At 71.6% G+C, this 15,134-nt stretch carries 10 protein-coding genes and 2 pseudogenes; 5 read left to right on the forward strand and 7 right to left on the reverse strand.

The window, feature by feature from the left end; genetic code table 11:
- Positions 1 to 229: 229 nt before the first annotated feature.
- The 4 genes and pseudogenes from ADL12_RS12810 to ADL12_RS12825 all read right to left on the reverse strand — a co-directional run bounded on the left by ADL12_RS12810 (position 230) and on the right by ADL12_RS12825 (position 3,788).
- Complete coding sequence (locus ADL12_RS12810) at positions 230 to 1,594, reverse strand: phosphomannomutase/phosphoglucomutase (RefSeq protein ID WP_062701729.1); 1,365 nt, start codon at positions 1,592 to 1,594, stop codon at positions 230 to 232.
- Between the two features lie 114 nt (positions 1,595 to 1,708).
- Positions 1,709 to 2,047: pseudogene (locus ADL12_RS12815) on the reverse strand (L-lactate permease); the annotation flags it as partial.
- Positions 2,048 to 2,388: 341 nt separating this feature from the next.
- Positions 2,389 to 3,259: pseudogene (locus ADL12_RS12820) on the reverse strand (L-lactate permease); the annotation flags it as partial.
- A gap of 151 nt (positions 3,260 to 3,410) precedes the next feature.
- Entirely contained in the window at positions 3,411 to 3,788 is a 378-nt protein-coding gene (locus ADL12_RS12825) for a DUF3499 domain-containing protein (RefSeq protein ID WP_030053098.1), read from the reverse strand.
- A 342-nt stretch (positions 3,789 to 4,130) separates the two neighbouring features.
- Here ADL12_RS12825 and ADL12_RS12830 point away from each other — a divergent pair, with 342 nt between their 5' ends.
- Positions 4,131 to 4,580: a metallopeptidase family protein gene (locus ADL12_RS12830; protein ID WP_079052001.1), complete on the forward strand. Its 450-nt coding sequence runs from the start codon at positions 4,131 to 4,133 to the stop codon at positions 4,578 to 4,580.
- Between the two features lie 104 nt (positions 4,581 to 4,684).
- Here the strand turns inward: ADL12_RS12830 and ADL12_RS12835 are convergent, their stop codons facing one another.
- The 3 genes from ADL12_RS12835 to ADL12_RS12845 all read right to left on the reverse strand — a co-directional run bounded on the left by ADL12_RS12835 (position 4,685) and on the right by ADL12_RS12845 (position 10,368).
- On the reverse strand, positions 4,685 to 6,193 hold the full coding sequence (locus ADL12_RS12835; RefSeq protein WP_062701709.1) for a DUF5719 family protein: 1,509 nt from the start codon (positions 6,191 to 6,193) through the stop codon (positions 4,685 to 4,687).
- Entirely contained in the window at positions 6,190 to 9,909 is a 3,720-nt protein-coding gene (locus ADL12_RS12840) for a glycosyltransferase family 2 protein (protein WP_079052002.1), read from the reverse strand. The genes ADL12_RS12835 and ADL12_RS12840 overlap by 4 nt, the downstream gene beginning before the upstream one ends.
- 195 nt (positions 9,910 to 10,104) lie before the next feature.
- Positions 10,105 to 10,368 carry a WhiB family transcriptional regulator gene (locus ADL12_RS12845; protein WP_003975777.1) on the reverse strand — a complete coding sequence of 88 codons (264 nt, stop codon included), beginning with the start codon at positions 10,366 to 10,368 and terminating at the stop codon, positions 10,105 to 10,107.
- A gap of 659 nt (positions 10,369 to 11,027) precedes the next feature.
- Here ADL12_RS12845 and ADL12_RS12855 point away from each other — a divergent pair.
- The 4 genes from ADL12_RS12855 (at position 11,028) to ADL12_RS12870 (ending at position 14,986) form a co-directional block, all read left to right on the forward strand.
- Positions 11,028 to 11,537 carry a cysteine dioxygenase gene (locus ADL12_RS12855; protein WP_062701720.1) on the forward strand — a complete coding sequence of 170 codons (510 nt, stop codon included), beginning with the start codon at positions 11,028 to 11,030 and terminating at the stop codon, positions 11,535 to 11,537.
- 34 nt (positions 11,538 to 11,571) lie between these two features.
- Positions 11,572 to 12,531 carry a 2-phospho-L-lactate transferase gene (gene cofD, locus ADL12_RS12860; protein WP_062701723.1) on the forward strand — a complete coding sequence of 320 codons (960 nt, stop codon included), beginning with the start codon at positions 11,572 to 11,574 and terminating at the stop codon, positions 12,529 to 12,531.
- Positions 12,528 to 13,838: a coenzyme F420-0:L-glutamate ligase gene (locus ADL12_RS12865; protein WP_062701725.1), complete on the forward strand. Its 1,311-nt coding sequence runs from the start codon at positions 12,528 to 12,530 to the stop codon at positions 13,836 to 13,838. Before cofD ends, ADL12_RS12865 begins: the two co-directional genes overlap by 4 nt.
- Positions 13,839 to 13,972: 134 nt before the next feature.
- Positions 13,973 to 14,986, forward strand: coding sequence for a DNA-3-methyladenine glycosylase family protein (locus tag ADL12_RS12870; RefSeq protein ID WP_079052003.1), 1,014 nt, complete (start codon positions 13,973 to 13,975; stop codon positions 14,984 to 14,986).
- Positions 14,987 to 15,134 lie beyond the last annotated feature (148 nt).

Genomic DNA, 15,134 nt, shown 5'->3' on the forward strand with positions numbered 1-15,134 from the left:
GCCCCCAGACCCCCGCTTCGGCCCTGAACGGGCCTCGTCCTCAAACGCCGGGCGGGCTGGATGCACGGACCGGCGCCCCAGGGGCGAAGCCCCCAGCCGGGTGGGTGGGGGCTCGGGACGGTACGGCCCCGTCCTCAAATGCCGGGCGGGCTGGAATGCGCCGGCCGGCGTTGGGAAGTGACCGCCCTCAGCCCTCAGCCCTCAGCCCTCAGCCCTCAGCCCTCAGCCCTCAGCCCCTGATGATCGCCAGTACCTCGTCCCGTACCTTCGCCATCGTCGTCTCGTCCCGTGCCTCCGCGTTCAGGCGCAGCAGCGGTTCCGTGTTGGACGGGCGGACGTTGAACCACCAGTCGGCGGCCGTCACGGTCAGGCCGTCGAGCTCGTCCAGCACGACGCCCTCTCGGCGCTCGTAGGTGGCCTTGATGGCGGCGAGGCGGCCCGCCTGGTCGGCGACCGTCGAGTTGATCTCGCCGGAGCCGGTGTAGCGGTCGTACTGGGCGACCAGGCCGGAGAGGGTGCCCTCCTGGCCGCCCAGGGCCGAGAGGACGTGCAGGGCGGCCAGCATGCCCGTGTCGGCGTTCCAGAAGTCCTTGAAGTAGTAGTGGGCGGAGTGTTCCCCGCCGAAGATGGCGCCGGTCTTGGCCATCTCGGCCTTGATGAAGGAGTGGCCGACGCGGGTGCGGACCGGGGTGCCGCCGTTCTCCTTGACGACCTCCGGGACCGACCAGGAGGTGATCAGGTTGTGGATGATCGTGCCCTTGCCGCCGTGCTTGGCGAGCTCACGCGAGGCCACCAGGGCGGTGATGGCGGACGGGGAGACGGGGGCGCCGTTCTCGTCGACGACGAAGCAGCGGTCGGCGTCGCCGTCGAAGGCGATGCCGAGGTCGGCGGACTCTTCGCGGACTCGCTTCTGGAGGTCGACGATGTTCGCCGGGTCCAGCGGGTTCGCCTCGTGGTTCGGGAACGTGCCGTCCAGCTCGAAGTACATCGGGACGAGGGTGAGGGGCAGGCCGTCGAAGACCGTGGGGACCGTGTGGCCGCCCATGCCGTTGCCCGCGTCGACGACGACCTTCAGGGGGCGGATGGAGGTCAGGTCGACGAGGGAGCGGAGGTGGGCCGCGTAGTCCTCCAACGTGTCCCGCTGCGTGATCGTGCCCGGCGTCGCCGCCGGCTCCGGGGCGCCCGAGTCGCTCCACCGCTCGGCCAGTTCACGGATCTCCGCGAGGCCGGTGTCCTGGCCGACCGGGGCGGCGCCGGCACGGCACATCTTGATGCCGTTGTACTGGGCCGGGTTGTGCGAGGCCGTGAACATCGCGCCCGGCAGGTTCAGCGCGCCCGAGGCGTAGTACAGCTGGTCGGTGGAGCACAGGCCGATCTCGGTGACGTCGACGCCCTGGGCGGCGGCTCCGCGCGCGAAGGCGCGGGACAGGCCGGGGGACGAGGGCCGCATGTCGTGCCCGATCACGATCGCGCTCGCGCCGGTCACCTGGACGAAGGCGGCCCCGAAGAGCTCGGCCAGCGGCTCGTCCCACTGGTCGGGGACGACCCCGCGGACGTCGTACGCCTTCACGAGCTGTGACAGATCAGCAGCCACGGCCAACCCTTCTGAAAGTCCTGTCGGTCGCCCCAAAGTACCCGCCCTCACTGACAGTGCGCGGTGTGCCCAGTGAGAGGACTCCGAGCCGTAACCTCAGGTCAGCGCGGGACGTCAGGGCAGCATCCAGCCGAGCACCGGTGAACTCTGTCCGACCACGATCAGACACATCACCAGCAGCAGGCCCAGACTCCACGGCAGCACCCGCCGCAGCAGGTCTCCCTCCCGGCCCGCGAGCCCTACGGCCGCGCACGCGATGGTGAGGTTCTGCGGCGAGATCATCTTGCCGAGCACACCACCGGAACTGTTGGCGGCGGCCAGGAGTTCCGGCGACAGTCCCGACTCCCGGGCCGCCGTCACCTGCAACGCGCCGAACAGCGCGTTGGCCGAGGTGTCCGACCCGGACACGGCCACACCGAACCAGCCCAGCACTGGCGACAGGAAGACCGGCCCCGTCGGCGCCGTTCACTCGTTCGAGTTGGAGTTGGCTCAACCACCCAGCGCTGGTACTACGTTGATCATCCCAGCGTGCGAGCTCCTGAAGGCACAACTCCGGATACTCCCGGTGGACCCGGTTGTACGGGGTGCTGACCACGCTAGGTGCGGGGCGCAGTCAATCGCCCCTACTGCTCGCCGAAGCAGTTGGACGCAGCCGGGCCTTATCGAAGCCATCGGTGACCCGAGCAGCAAGCCCGCTCCAACGTGAGCGGGTGGTTGACGAAGGGCCAGTCGTGGTACCGGGGCCTGTGCCGCTCGTCCTCCCATGAGGGCTGATGAGCGGCACAGGCCCTCCTTGTCGTCCAACTCCTCACTCCGTGGCCAGTCAGCACGGACGCGCGTACCGCCTCGTTGGCGGGCACGCGCGCGTGCGGTACGGCGACCAGGGCGCCCGCACCGGCCAAGGCGGCGCCGATGTCCGCGAGTTGCGCGGAGACGAAGTTCGAGGCGGCGAACTGGGCGACGGCAAAGGCGACTCCGCATGCCACGGCGGGCACCCAGGTCTCCCGCAGTCCGCGCCGCCCGTCCACGAGCCCGACCAGCACGAGCGGCATGACCAGGGCCAGCAGGGGCGTCTGACGCCCCACCACGGAAGCCACGTCGTCCAACGGCAGCCCGGTGACCTGAGCCAGCGTCACCACCGGTGTCCCCATCGCGCCGAAGGCCACGGGCGCGGTGTTGGCGACCAGCGCGACGACCGCCGCCCGCACCGGCTCGAAGCCGAGCGCGACCAGCATGACCGAACAGATCGCGACGGGCGCCCCGAACCCTGCAAGGGCCTCCAGCAGAGCCCCGAAGCAGAAGGCGACGACGAGCGCCTGCATGCGCGGATCGTCGGAGAGCCGCCCGAACGACCGCCGCAGGATGTCGAAATGACGTGTCCGGACGGTCATCCGGTACACCCACAGGGCGTTGACGACGATCCACAGGATGGGGAAGAGCCCGAAGACGGCTCCCTGCGCGGCGCTGGAGAGTGTCTGGCCGAGTGGCATGCCGTACGGCGAGCCAGGCGACCAGTACGGCCGCCACAAGCCCCGTGAGACCCGCCAAGTGCGCCTTCAGCCGAACCCCGCCCAGCAGGACGAGGACGATCACGAGTGGCAGCGCCGCCACAAGCGCGGACAGGCCGAGCGAGTCGGCGACGGGTTCCAGTTCCTGGACGTACACGGGCGTCTCCCGGATTCCGCCATGCGGAAAGCGATTTCTCGTTCCGGCATACGGAATGGTCGTGTCCGCGCCAACTGCACGTCAATGCCCGTGCATCACTCAACGAAACGAGCGCGCAGGAAACACCCGCACAAGTGAAGGAAACCGACAGTCAGTTGTCGGGCGACCGCAGCACCCGCAGGTGCCCCCGCCGCGCGACCTCCATCGGATCGGCGCCACGCCCTCCGCCTCCACCGGCCTGGGCCGCCCGCTCCTGCGGACGCGCCGCCTCACGCACGGCGTTGGCAAGCGCTTCCAGATCGTCGCCGCTGGGACGGGCCGGAGCCGAACCGTCCAGCAACCGCACGACCTCCCAGCCCCGGGGAGCGGTGAGGCGCTCGGAATGCTCGGCGCACAGGTCGTAGCAGTGGGGTTCGGCGTAGGTGGCGAGCGGGCCGAGGACCGCGGTCGAGTCGGCGTAGACGTACGTCAGCGTCGCGACGGCGGGACGGCCGCAAGCGGTGCGCGAACAGCGACGTACAGGGCTCACGACGTTGGACGGTACCGCACTCTTGAGCGGGCCGCGACGACTCTCCCCCAGGTCACCCCACCGTGTCGTGGTGTGAAACACCCCACACGCCCCTTACGCCCCACGCCACTGACCTGCACGGAAGCCCGCTTCCGAGATTCCGAACACCCCCGAAACCGGTCACCATATACCACAAACCACATCAAACACCTCGACCCCGCAGGTCTCGGAGAGATACGGAATCGAGCCCAAGCTTGGCTGGAATGGTCATCTGCCGACATGCCGTACGGCGAGTGGGACGTCGCCCCGCCCACGCCCCGTGATCGGACACGCACCGGCCCCGGGGACTACGCTTCATCAGTGATGGACGCCCCCGTACCGCCCCGCGCCGCCGGCCCCGGGCCCCGCCGCCGTGATCGCCACGGGCGAGGCATGCGCGGCCCGATCGCACCGCCCCAGGTCCCGCTCGCCGCGAGCCGCGCGGACGCCTTCGCCGATCTGGTGCAGGACTCCGTGGAACGCCTCGAGCGCCGCTGGCCCCAGCTGGCCGACATCGATTTCCTGGTCCTCGAGGTCCCCCGCCTGGACGGCCCCGGCCGCACCTGGAACGACGAGGCGGTCCCCCTCGGCGGCACGATCCCCGCGCGCGAGGGCCGTCCCGCGCGGGTGGTCATCTACCGCCGCCCGGTGGAGATCCGCACCAAGGGCCGTGACGAACGAGCGGCCCTGGTCCACGAGGTGGTCGTGGAACAGGTGGCCGAGCTGCTGGGCCTGACACCGGAGACGGTGGACCCCCGCTACGGCGAGGACTGACTGCGTCGGCCGGGCGGAGTCACAGGACACAGGTACGGCCCGCTTGCCGGGTCGCCCGGCGAACCCCTACCGGGCGGCAACGGGCCGCCGCAGGCATCCCCGCCCTACTTCTGCAGTACCGACAAGTCCTCGTCCGCCTCCGGCACAGCCACCATCCCCCGGTCATCCGGCAGCGTCTGCACAGTGAAGCCGGACAGCCCGTCCTGGGTCACGGCCAGCGTCCGAGCCCCGTACACCGGCCCGCCCGACACCGACTCCACCGTCAGCGCGTACGTGCCCTTCAGGCCGCTCGGCACCGCGATCTCGACGTCCTGTGTCGTCCCGGACTTGATCGTGTACGTCTTCGACGCCGCCGCGCCGCCCTCGCTCCCCGCCGACGCCGTCACCTTGACCTTCGCCGAGCCGAACGGCGCCGTCAGAGACAGCGTCGTGCCCTTCGCCCGGTTGTCCACCACTGTCGCGCGCGTGCCCACCGGCCGGGTCGCGGGAATGAACGCCGTCTCCTGCTTGGCGCCCTTCCCGCGGACCACCCGCACCCCCGCAACCACCGGCACGGACCGATCCGTTGGCGTCAGCACCAGCGACCCCGCCTCGCCCCGCATGACGTCCCCGAGGTCCACCGCGCTCGTCATACCCGCCTTGACGTGCAACGTCTCGTTCCCGGCAGGCGTGATCTGCCCGGACGGCGAGGCAAGCCGCACCTTGAGGTCCGCATCCGCGTCCCCCGGCGTGAAGGCGACCAGCCGCACGGCCGTGGCGTCCTTCGGGATGCCGGGCAGAACCAGGCTCCCCGCGGGGTCGGCGGACGCGGCCAGCCAGTCCCCGCCGAGTTTGTCGTCCAGCGCCTGCACCGAGGCACCCACCCGGCCACTGCGCACACTCACATGCACCGTCATGTTGGTCTGCTTCTCAGCGGTGAGCGTGGACAGCAGGATCGACTCACCGGCGTGCGGCTGAACCGTGATCCCCTCCCCCACCGTGGTCTCGAGGGGACCGTCCTTGCCGTACAGCTCGATGTCGACGACGGCGGCGGAGTCGTCGGGGTTGGTCAGATGGACGTAGTCCGTGCGGTCGGCAGCCGTACTGGCGCCCGGGAACCAGAACTCGGTGTCCGGCGCGGTGCAGTTGACGCCCTGCAGGCCACGTCCGGTGCCCGCGGCGACGCCGGTCGTCTCCTGCACGGTCCAGCCGGGCGCGAACTTCCCGTCGGCGGTCCCGACGAGCGCCGGCGAGTCGCCTCCGGACGTGTCCCCGGTGACCGGCGTGCCCGGCTCCTTGGCCTCCAGGACGGGCTTGTCGGCCATGCCGGCGTCACCGGCCTTCTTGCCCTTGGCGTCCGCCCCGGCATCCGACTCCTCCGCCGCGGACTGCAGTTCCGCCTTACCGCCGCTCCCCGTGCCCTTCGTGACGGGCGTGAACGACGTGTACGTCGTCTCGGCGAGGTCCGAGATGCTCGGCGCCGGACACACCAGGCTCGTGCGCTCCACGGGCAGCTCGGCGGCCGCCTCGGCGGTGTGCGCGCCGGGCGCGTCCGGCATGGTGAGCGACGCGATCCCGGTGATGGCGGCGAGGGCGGTGGCGCCGACGATCAGGGACAGGGTGGTGCGGTTCACTGCTGGCTCCCGTCGGAACGCTCACTGCCGTGCGGAGGCGGCTGCGCCGGGTCGTACGTGGCGTCGTCGTAACCCTGCTGGTACGTCTGGTCGTACGACGTGTCGTAGGACCCCTCATACGCCCCTGTCGAGGCCTGCCCGCCGTACGCGTACGGGTCGTACTGGCCGCCCTGATACGGATCCGCCTGGTATGTCTGGTCGTAGGCACCGCCCGCCGGGTACTGCTGGCCGCCCTCGTACTGCTCGCCTCCGTAGCTGCCGTACTCGGCGCCCGCGTAACTGGGCGTGTCCCTCCCCCAGGCTCGAGCGTCCTCGCCCGGGGGCGCCCCCATGCCGTAGGACTGCTGCTGCGGAATTGCCGCAGCCGGCGGCTCCGTGGGAGGAGCCGGGAACTCGCTGCCCTGACCGGCCTCTTCGGACTCGGCCTCGGCCTGGGCCCGCAGCCGACGGGCCCGCCGGCCCTCGCCGGCCATGGCCTCGGCCGGGACGGCGGGCTCCTCGGGCAGGTCGTCGTCGACGTCGCGGCGACGTCCCGGAAGGGCCATCACGACGAGGACGAGCGCGAGGAAGCCCTGGGCCCACAGCCACGCTGTGTGGCCGATCGGGTCGTCGTAGGTGACGTCCAGCCTGCCGCCGCCTGCCGGGAGCTCGAAGCCCTGGGCCCAGCCGTCGACCGTGGTCGGGGTGAGCGGCTTGCCGTCGAGGGTGGCCGTCCAGCCGTCGTCGGCACTGTCGGCGAGGCGCAGGACACGCCCTTCGGAGCCACTCGGAATCGTGGTGTGGATCTCGACGGGCCCCGCGGCGACGGGCTGAGGCTCGGTGGAGCCGGAGCCGGACCCGGACCTGGCGACGACGGCCGCCCGTGACACCTGCCGGTCGACCCGCCACAACGCGCTGCCGTTCTGCTCGCTCAGCCGCGACAGCCCGGGCGTGGCGTCCAGCACGCGCGCGACCTCGCGGGGCGCGCCCTTGTGGACGAGGACGTACCGCACCGCGAACGCGCCCAGTTGGTCGGCCTGGTCGGCGCCGGAGCCGGCGACGAGGTTGGCGACGATCTTGTCCAGCGTGGCGTTCTCCCCGTCCTCGGCGGCGAGTTCGGCGTCGCCGAGGCGGGCGCCGGAGCCGCGGACGAGCATGTAGCCGACGTGGGCCGGGGAGTCGCTGTCGAGGACGAGGGTGCGGGCCTGGTCGCGGGTGTTGCTCTCCTCGGCGACGAACGCGGGCACCTGCACGGGGTCGCGCCGCTCCAGCGGTCCGTCGGCGCCGCGGATCATCCAGCCGGCTGCGACGAGCAGCGGGCCGGCGGCCGCGGCGAAGGCGATCAGCGCGGCGACCGGCTGGCGCCAGCCGAAGCTCTGCTCGGCCACACGCGAGCGTGCCCCGTCGGCGCCGAGCAGGGCGGCGGCCAGGAGGGAGATGCCGTAGACGAGGGTCGCGGGGCCGGACCATGTGGAGCTGTTGGAACGGACCGCGAAGAGGAGGCCCACCAGGGCGACCGCCCACGCCGTCCAGATTCCGAACTGGCGCTCGGAGCGCATCAGGGCGGCCAGCGCGGCCAGCACGACGCCGATGAGCATCAGCCCGTGGACGGTGCCGGGCCCGCCGGGACTGCCGCCGAGCAGGTCCAGGGCGGACGCGGCGGAGGCGCCGTACTGCAGACCGGCCTCCTGGAAGAAGCCGAACGGAAGCAGCGACAGCGACCAGGGCGCGAGAACCAGCAGGGGCACGCCGAGCTGGGCCAGGAAGCGCAGTCCGTACGCGGTGATGTCGGTGCGCCGCACCGCGAGCAGCCCGAGTCCGAGGAGCAGCGCGATCGGCCACACGATCGGCGTGAAGGCCGTGGTGATCGTCAGCAGCAGTGCGTACGCCCAGGTCGCGCGCCAACTGCCGCGCGCGCCGGAGCTGTCCGCCAGGCCGCTGGCCGCGATTCCCGCGCGCGCGACGAGCGGCAGCAGGACGGCGAGTACGGCGGTGCCGATGCGGCCGTCGGCAAGGGCGCCGGCGGCGGCGGGCAGGAAGGCGTAGACGACGGCCGCCCACGCGCGCAGGAGGCGCGACTCGACGAGCGGGCGGGAGACGAAGTAGGCGGTGAGTCCGGCCAGCGGCACCGAGCAGACGAGCAGGACGGTGACCGCGAGCCCGGTCGAGCCCAGCAGTGCGGAGGCGAGCATGGCCACGATCGCCAGATACGGCGGTGCGGACGGTGTGCCGCCGACGCCCACCGGGTGCCAGGCATCCAGGTAACGCGACCACAGCTCACCGGCGTCGGCCGGAGCAGGCAGCAAGGCGCCACCGGCGAGCGCACCGCCGCCGAGCAGTTCCCGGCAGGCGATCAGCGACACGAACAGCAGTACGAGGAAGAGCACCGGGCCGGGCTTGCGGGCGATGCGCTTGATGCGGGCGAACTGCTCTATCTCGAGGAAGTCGGCGTCGTCGCCGCCCGGCCCGGACTCGATCGCGCCGCCGTGCCGTCCCGCGCCGGCGGCCACCTCGGGGTCGGAGCGGCCGACGAGGCTGCTCGCGACCTGCTCGACGGTGGCTCGCACGGTCGCGCCGGGCGGCGGGAACAGCGCCCGCAGCTCGCCCTTGTCGACGACGGGGTTCCCGCGCCTGCGCCGCCCGGCGATGATCCGCTCGGGGCGCAGCAGTGTGCCCATGAGACCGCGGATCTCGTCGAGGGCCTGGCCCGGGACCTTGCCCACGAGGTAGGCCAGGGTCCGCAGGACGGTGCCGAGCACGATCCGCAGCAGCACCCAGGGCAGCACGGCCGTGCGTGTGTTGACCAGCAGGGTGTAGGCGGCGCCCGCCTTGTCGACCTTGTGCGGGGAGGCGGCGGTGCGGCCCACGCAGTCGACGGTGCGGCGCTCGCGGGAGGATGCCTCGGCGTGTCGTACGACTGCCTCGGGGGCGACGAGGACGCGGTGGCCGGCGGCCGTGGCGCGCCAGCACAGGTCGACGTCGTCGCGCATCAGGGGCAGCCGTCGGTCGAAGCCGCCGAGCTGTTCGAAGATGTCGCGCCGGATCAGCATGCCGGCGGTGGACACGGACAGCACGGGCCGGACGTGGTCGTGCTGGCCCTGGTCCTGTTCGCGGCGGTCGAGGCCGGTCCAGCGGCGGCCGGAGTGGGCGATGGTGACGCCGACCTCGAGGAGCTGCCGGCGGTCGTACCAGCCGCGCAGCTTGGGGCCCACGACGGCGACGTCGTCACGCCCCAGCTCGTACTCGTTCTCCACGACGCGCAGCAGCTGGGCCAGGGCGTCGGGTTCGGGGGCGCAGTCGTCGTGCAGGAGCCACAGCCACTGCACCGGTTCCCCGTGGGGGAGTTCGGGCATGTCGTAGGCGTCGTCGCGCCACGTGCGCGTGACGGGGTCCCAGCCGCTCGGCCGCTTCAGATAGGTCAGCTCGTCCGGGGTGAGGACGGGGGCGGTGCGGTTGGCCTCCTCGACGGCCTGGCCGAATCCGGTGCGCCGGGCAAGGTGCAGTACGCGATCGTCGCCGAGGGCGGCGGTGACCAGCTGCGCGGACTGGTCCGCGCTGCCGGTGTCGGCGGCCATGGCGAACTGGACGGGGCGCTCCTGGCCGAGCAGCCCGGCGAGCGCGTCGGGCAGCCAGCGGGCGCCGTCGTGGGAGACGAGCACCGCGGTCACCACATGACGCGGAAACTCAGGTGTGGCAGCGATGTCTTGCTGGGCTGCCGTGTGGCTGTGCACGGACATCGAGGTACGGGCCCCGGTTCGGTGGACTGCGGTGGACGCCTGTGCCCCGAGGGGGCAGCCGGGCGTCTCGGACGAGCGACCACACTATCGGCTAGGCATGACGGCGGCCCGCCGCCTGTGGATAACCACGGACGACGGGCCGTTCAAGACGTGTTTCGAGACGTATGCACGCGTGGATGCGGCCGGGGAGGCCGCTCAGACCGCCGCCTTCTTCAGTCGGCGGCGCTCACGCTCGGACAGGCCGCCCCAGATCCCGAAGCGCTCGTCGTTGGCGAGGGCGTACTCGAGGCACTCGGAGCGGACCTCACAGGCGAGGCAGACCTTCTTGGCCTCGCGGGTGGAGCCGCCCTTCTCGGGGAAGAAGGACTCGGGGTCGGTCTGGGCGCACAGCGCGCGCTCCTGCCAGCCGAGTTCCTCGTCCGCGTCGTCGACCAGCAGTTGCTGCACCAGCTCGGTCATGTGCGCCCCTCGTCTGTCTTTCGCGTCCCCGTGATGTAGCCGTTACCGATTTCGGCTGAACGACACGAGTGAAATTACAAGTGTGCTGCTCCGGGCGAGTCAAGCCGAGATCTGCTATTGAGCCCCTTATTCACTCTGCGGAACCAAGGCCTAGCGGAAAGTGTTCAAATCGTCCTAAACCTTGACAAGCAGACGAGGCCCGGGAGGGTATCCAGCCCCGCGCAGAGCTTGTACGGAAAAGGACGCCCAGAAGTTCGATCTCGTTGCACACACACGCAGAAGCGAACCGGATCACAGTCGGATCACAGGATCACAACGGCGCCGCGCGCCCGGTTGTGCGCCATGTGTCCCGGTCGCCCCATGAACAAACCTTTCGCCACACAGATGAACCGGATGAGGTGAAACATGTCCCACCCAAGGGGCGTCGAGTTGACAGCCGAGGTGCAAACCGCTGTCCTTGTGGGCATGCTCGCGAACTTGGCACTCACCTCGACCCGCACCGCCGGGTCCCTCGGTGCTGCCCACGTTCGCTGTAGCTGTTGTTGCTGTTCCAGCTGTTGAGCCCCACCTGCTCCACCTGCTCCAGCTGTAGGCCGGGTCGGCCGCGACTCGGCTTCCGTTCCCTCTGACCTCCCTTCACTGAGGAACCACCGCACCCCATGAACAGCGACAGCGACCTCCAGATCGCCGGCGACATCCTCGAAGTCCCGCACCTCCTCCAGGCTCCGCGCGAGCACCCGGCCACCGTCGCCGAGTTCGCCGGCCTGGCCCGTTCCATCGCCGCCGAACGCTCCCAGTGGGAGCACCTCGTCCGGTATGACGCCACCACGCGCTGGTACCACCGGCTGCGCACGGGCCCCGGCTACGAGGTGTGGCTGCTGTCCTGGGTGCCCGGACAGGGCAGCGGACTGCATGACCACGGCCGGTCCTCCGGCGTCCTGACCGTCCTGGACGGCACGCTGACCGAGCGCACGGAGCGCGGCACGCGCGTGTTGACGGCGGGCGCGCAGCGCGTGTTCGCGCCGGGGTACACGCACGAGGTCGTCAACGACGCGCTGGAGCCTGCGGTGAGCCTGCACGTGTACTACCCGGGCCTGACCGAGATGCCGATGCACACCTCCCGGGCCGCCTGCGAGGCTCGTATCGAGCCGAGTCCGGTGACTGCCTGACCTGTTGTCGTACCCGCCTGCAAGACTTGCTCCCATGCGCATTGTGGTTCTGGCAGGCGGCATCGGTGGTGCCCGGTTCCTGCGCGGTCTGAAGCAGGCCGTGCCGGACGCGGACATCACAGTCATCGGCAACACCGGGGACGACATCCACCTCTTCGGGCTGAAGGTCTGCCCGGACCTCGACACGGTGATGTACACGCTCGGCGGCGGCATCAACGAGGAGCAGGGCTGGGGCCGGGCCGACGAGACATTCCATCTCAAGCAGGAGCTCGCGGCGTACGGCGTGGGGCCGGAGTGGTTCGGGCTCGGCGACCGGGACTTCGCCACGCACATCGTGCGGACGCAGATGATCGGCGCCGGATATCCGCTCAGCGCGGTGACCGAGGCGCTGTGCGACCGCTGGAAGCCGGGAGTCCGTCTCATCCCCATGACCGACGACCGCGTCGAGACGCATGTCGCGGTCGAGGTGGACGGCGAACGCAGGGCGGTTCACTTCCAGGAGTACTGGGTGCGGCTGCGGGCCTCGGTGCCGGCGGAGGCGATCGTGCCGGTCGGCGCGGAGCAGGCAAAGCCGGCGCCGGGTGTGCTGGAGGCCGTCGCCGCGGCGGACGTCGTCCTCTTCCCGCCGTCCAACCCGGTCGTCTCGGTCGGCACGATCCTCGCCGTGCCCGGCATCCGCGAGGCGATCGCCGACGCCGGGGTGCCGGTGGTGGGCCTGTCCCCCATCGTCGGGGACGCGCCCGTGCGCGGGATGGCCGACAAGGTGCTCGCGGCGGTCGGCGTGGAGTCGACGGCCGCGGCGGTCGCCGAGCACTACGGCTCGGGACTGCTCGACGGCTGGCTCGTCGACACCGTCGACGAGGGTGCCGTGGAGCGGGTCGAGGCGGCCGGGATCCGCTGCCGGGCCGTACCGCTGATGATGACCGACGTCGACGCGGCCGCGCAGATGGCCCGGGAAGCGCTGGCACTGGCGGAGGAGGTGCGGGGGGCTTGAGCGAGGTGTCTGCCGACGGCTACCGGGTCTGGGCCGTGTCCGGGATTCCCGAGGTCCAGCGGGGCGACGACCTCGCGAAGCTGATCGCCGCCGCCGAACCCGGGCTGGTCGACGGGGATGTCCTCCTCGTCACCTCGAAGATCGTGTCCAAGGCGGAGGGGCGCATGGTCGAGGCGGTCGACCGGGAGGCCGCGATCGATGCGGAGACCGTACGGGTCGTGGCTCGTCGCGGCGCCCTCCGTATCGTCGAGAACCGGCAGGGGCTCGTGATGGCCGCCGCCGGCGTCGACGCCTCCAACACCCCCGCCGGGACCGTGCTGTTGCTGCCCGAGGATCCGGACGCGTCCGCGCGGGCGATCCGGGACGGGCTGCGGGATGCCCTCGGCGTCGACGTCGGGGTCGTCGTCACCGACACCTTCGGGCGGCCCTGGCGCTCCGGGCTCACGGACGTGGCCATCGGCGCCGCGGGCGTGCGCGTGCTCGACGACCTGCGCGGCGGCACGGACGCGTACGGCAATCCGCTCAGCGCGACCGTCGTGGCGACGGCGGACGAACTCGCCGCCGCCGGTGACCTGGTGAAGGGCAAGGCCGCCGGGCTGCCCGTCGCTGTCGTGCGCGGGCTGGCGCACACGGTCGCCGAGGACGACGGGGAGGGGGCGCGGGCCCTGGTGCGCGGCGCGCGGGACGACATGTTCCGGCTGGGGACGTCGGAGGCCGTACGAGAGGCGGTCACCCAGCGGCGTACCGTACGGACCTTCACGGACGAGCCCGTCGACGCCGGGGCCGTGCGGCGGGCGGTCGCGGCGGCCGTGACGGCGCCGGCGCCGCATCACACGACGCCCTGGCGGTTCGTGCTCCTGGAGTCGGCGGAGTCGCGGACGCGGCTGCTCGACGCGATGCGCGACGCCTGGGTCGCCGATCTGCGGCGGGACGGCAAGAGCGAGGAGTCCATCGCCAAGCGGGTGCGCCGCGGGGATGTGCTGCGGAACGCGCCGTATCTGGTGGTGCCCTGCCTGGTCATGGACGGGTCGCACACGTATGGCGACGCGCGGCGGGACGGGGCCGAGCGGGAGATGTTCGTCGTCGCCACCGGTGCCGGGGTGCAGAACTTCCTGGTCGCCCTGGCCGGGGAGCGGCTGGGCTCGGCGTGGGTGTCCTCGACCATGTTCTGCCGGGATGTGGTGCGGGAGGTGCTCGGACTGCCGGAGGACTGGGATCCGATGGGGGCGGTGGCGGTCGGTCATCCGGCGGAGGAACCACGGCCGCGGCCGGAGCGGGACGCGGGGGCTTTCATCGAGGTGCGGTGACGCTCCGGCGGGTCGGCCGGGTGCCTGCGGGCTTGGTGCAGGGGCGCGGTACGCACCCTCGGTGCCGTGGAACCGCCTAGGCTCACTCGTAGCTCTCGTCGGTACCCAGCTCCACCTAGTTCCCGGGATTCTTCGTGGCAGGACGTTTCGCTCCGCGGCCCACGCGTACGACTGTGCGCGGTGGGCATGTCGCTGTGCCTGGGGGTGCGTCTGGCGGTGTGCCGCGGCAGGCTGTCGCAGCGGGGAAGGTGCGGACGGTGGTGCCGGACGGGCCGCTCGATCTCGGGCTGGTGCTGGGGCCGCTGAGGCGTGGGCCGGGGGATCCGACGTTCCGGGCGATGCCGGACGGGTCCGTGTGGCGGGCCTGCCGTACGCCTGCCGGGGCCGGGACGCTGCGGGTCAGTGTGCGGGGTGCCGAAGTTCGGGGCGAGGCCTGGGGGCCCGGGGCCGAGTGGCTGCTGGAGCAGTTGCCGGAGCTGCTCGGGGCCGCCGACGATCCGTCCGTCTTCGTGCCGCGGCATCGGCTGGTGGCAGTGGCTCGGCATCGGCGGCCGGGATTGCGGTTGACGCGGACCGGGTTGGTGCTGGAGTCGTTGATTCCGTCGATTCTGGAGCAGAAGGTCACGACCGATGAGGCGTATCGGGCGTGGCGGTTGCTGGTCCGGAAGTACGGGGAGCCGGCGCCGGGGCCCGCGCCGGGGCGGATGTGTGTGATGCCGGATGCAGGGACCTGGCGGGTGATTCCGTCCTGGGAGTGGCATCGGGCCGGGGTCGACAACAAGCGGGCGTCCACGATTCTGCGGGCCGTACGGGTTGCTGCGCGGATGGAGGAGGCGGTGCGGATGTCTCCGGCTCAGGCGCAGGCTCGGTTGGAGGTCGTGCCGGGGGTTGGGCCGTGGACCTCGGCGGAGGTGGTGCAGCGGAGTCATGGGGCGGCGGATGCGGTGACTGTGGGGGATCTGCATCTGCCGGGGATTGTGGGGTGGGCGCTTGCCGGGGATCGGGATGCGGATGACTCCGTGATGTTGGAGTTGCTGGAGCCGTATGCGGGGCAGCGGCATCGGGCGGCTCGGTTGATTCTGCTGAGCGGGCGGGTTCCGGCGCGGCGGGCGCCGCGGATGCCTCGGGGGGATATCGGGCGGTTGTGACGGGGGGGGTGAGCTGGGCGTTTCTCGCCCCCGCCGCCCCTACCCGTCCCATCCTGAAGGGGCTCCGCCCCTTCGACCCCGCCAGGGGGCTTTGCCCCCTGGACCCCCATCGGCCCTGAACGGGCCTCGTCCTCAAACGCCGGACGGG

Source organism: Streptomyces regalis (genome assembly GCF_001509475.1).
Lineage (GTDB): Bacteria > Actinomycetota > Actinomycetes > Streptomycetales > Streptomycetaceae > Streptomyces > Streptomyces regalis.

Excerpts from the sequence above, each read along its gene's own strand:
- ADL12_RS12830 (WP_079052001.1), top strand. The coding sequence starts at position 4,131 with ATGGACGCCCCCGTACCGCCCCGCGCCGCCGGCCCCGGGCCCCGCCGC.
- ADL12_RS12840 (WP_079052002.1), bottom strand. The coding sequence starts at position 9,909 with ATGTCCGTGCACAGCCACACGGCAGCCCAGCAAGACATCGCTGCCACA.
- ADL12_RS12845 (WP_003975777.1), bottom strand. The coding sequence starts at position 10,368 with ATGACCGAGCTGGTGCAGCAACTGCTGGTCGACGACGCGGACGAGGAA.
- ADL12_RS12855 (WP_062701720.1), top strand. The coding sequence starts at position 11,028 with ATGAACAGCGACAGCGACCTCCAGATCGCCGGCGACATCCTCGAAGTC.
- cofD (WP_062701723.1), top strand. The coding sequence starts at position 11,572 with ATGCGCATTGTGGTTCTGGCAGGCGGCATCGGTGGTGCCCGGTTCCTG.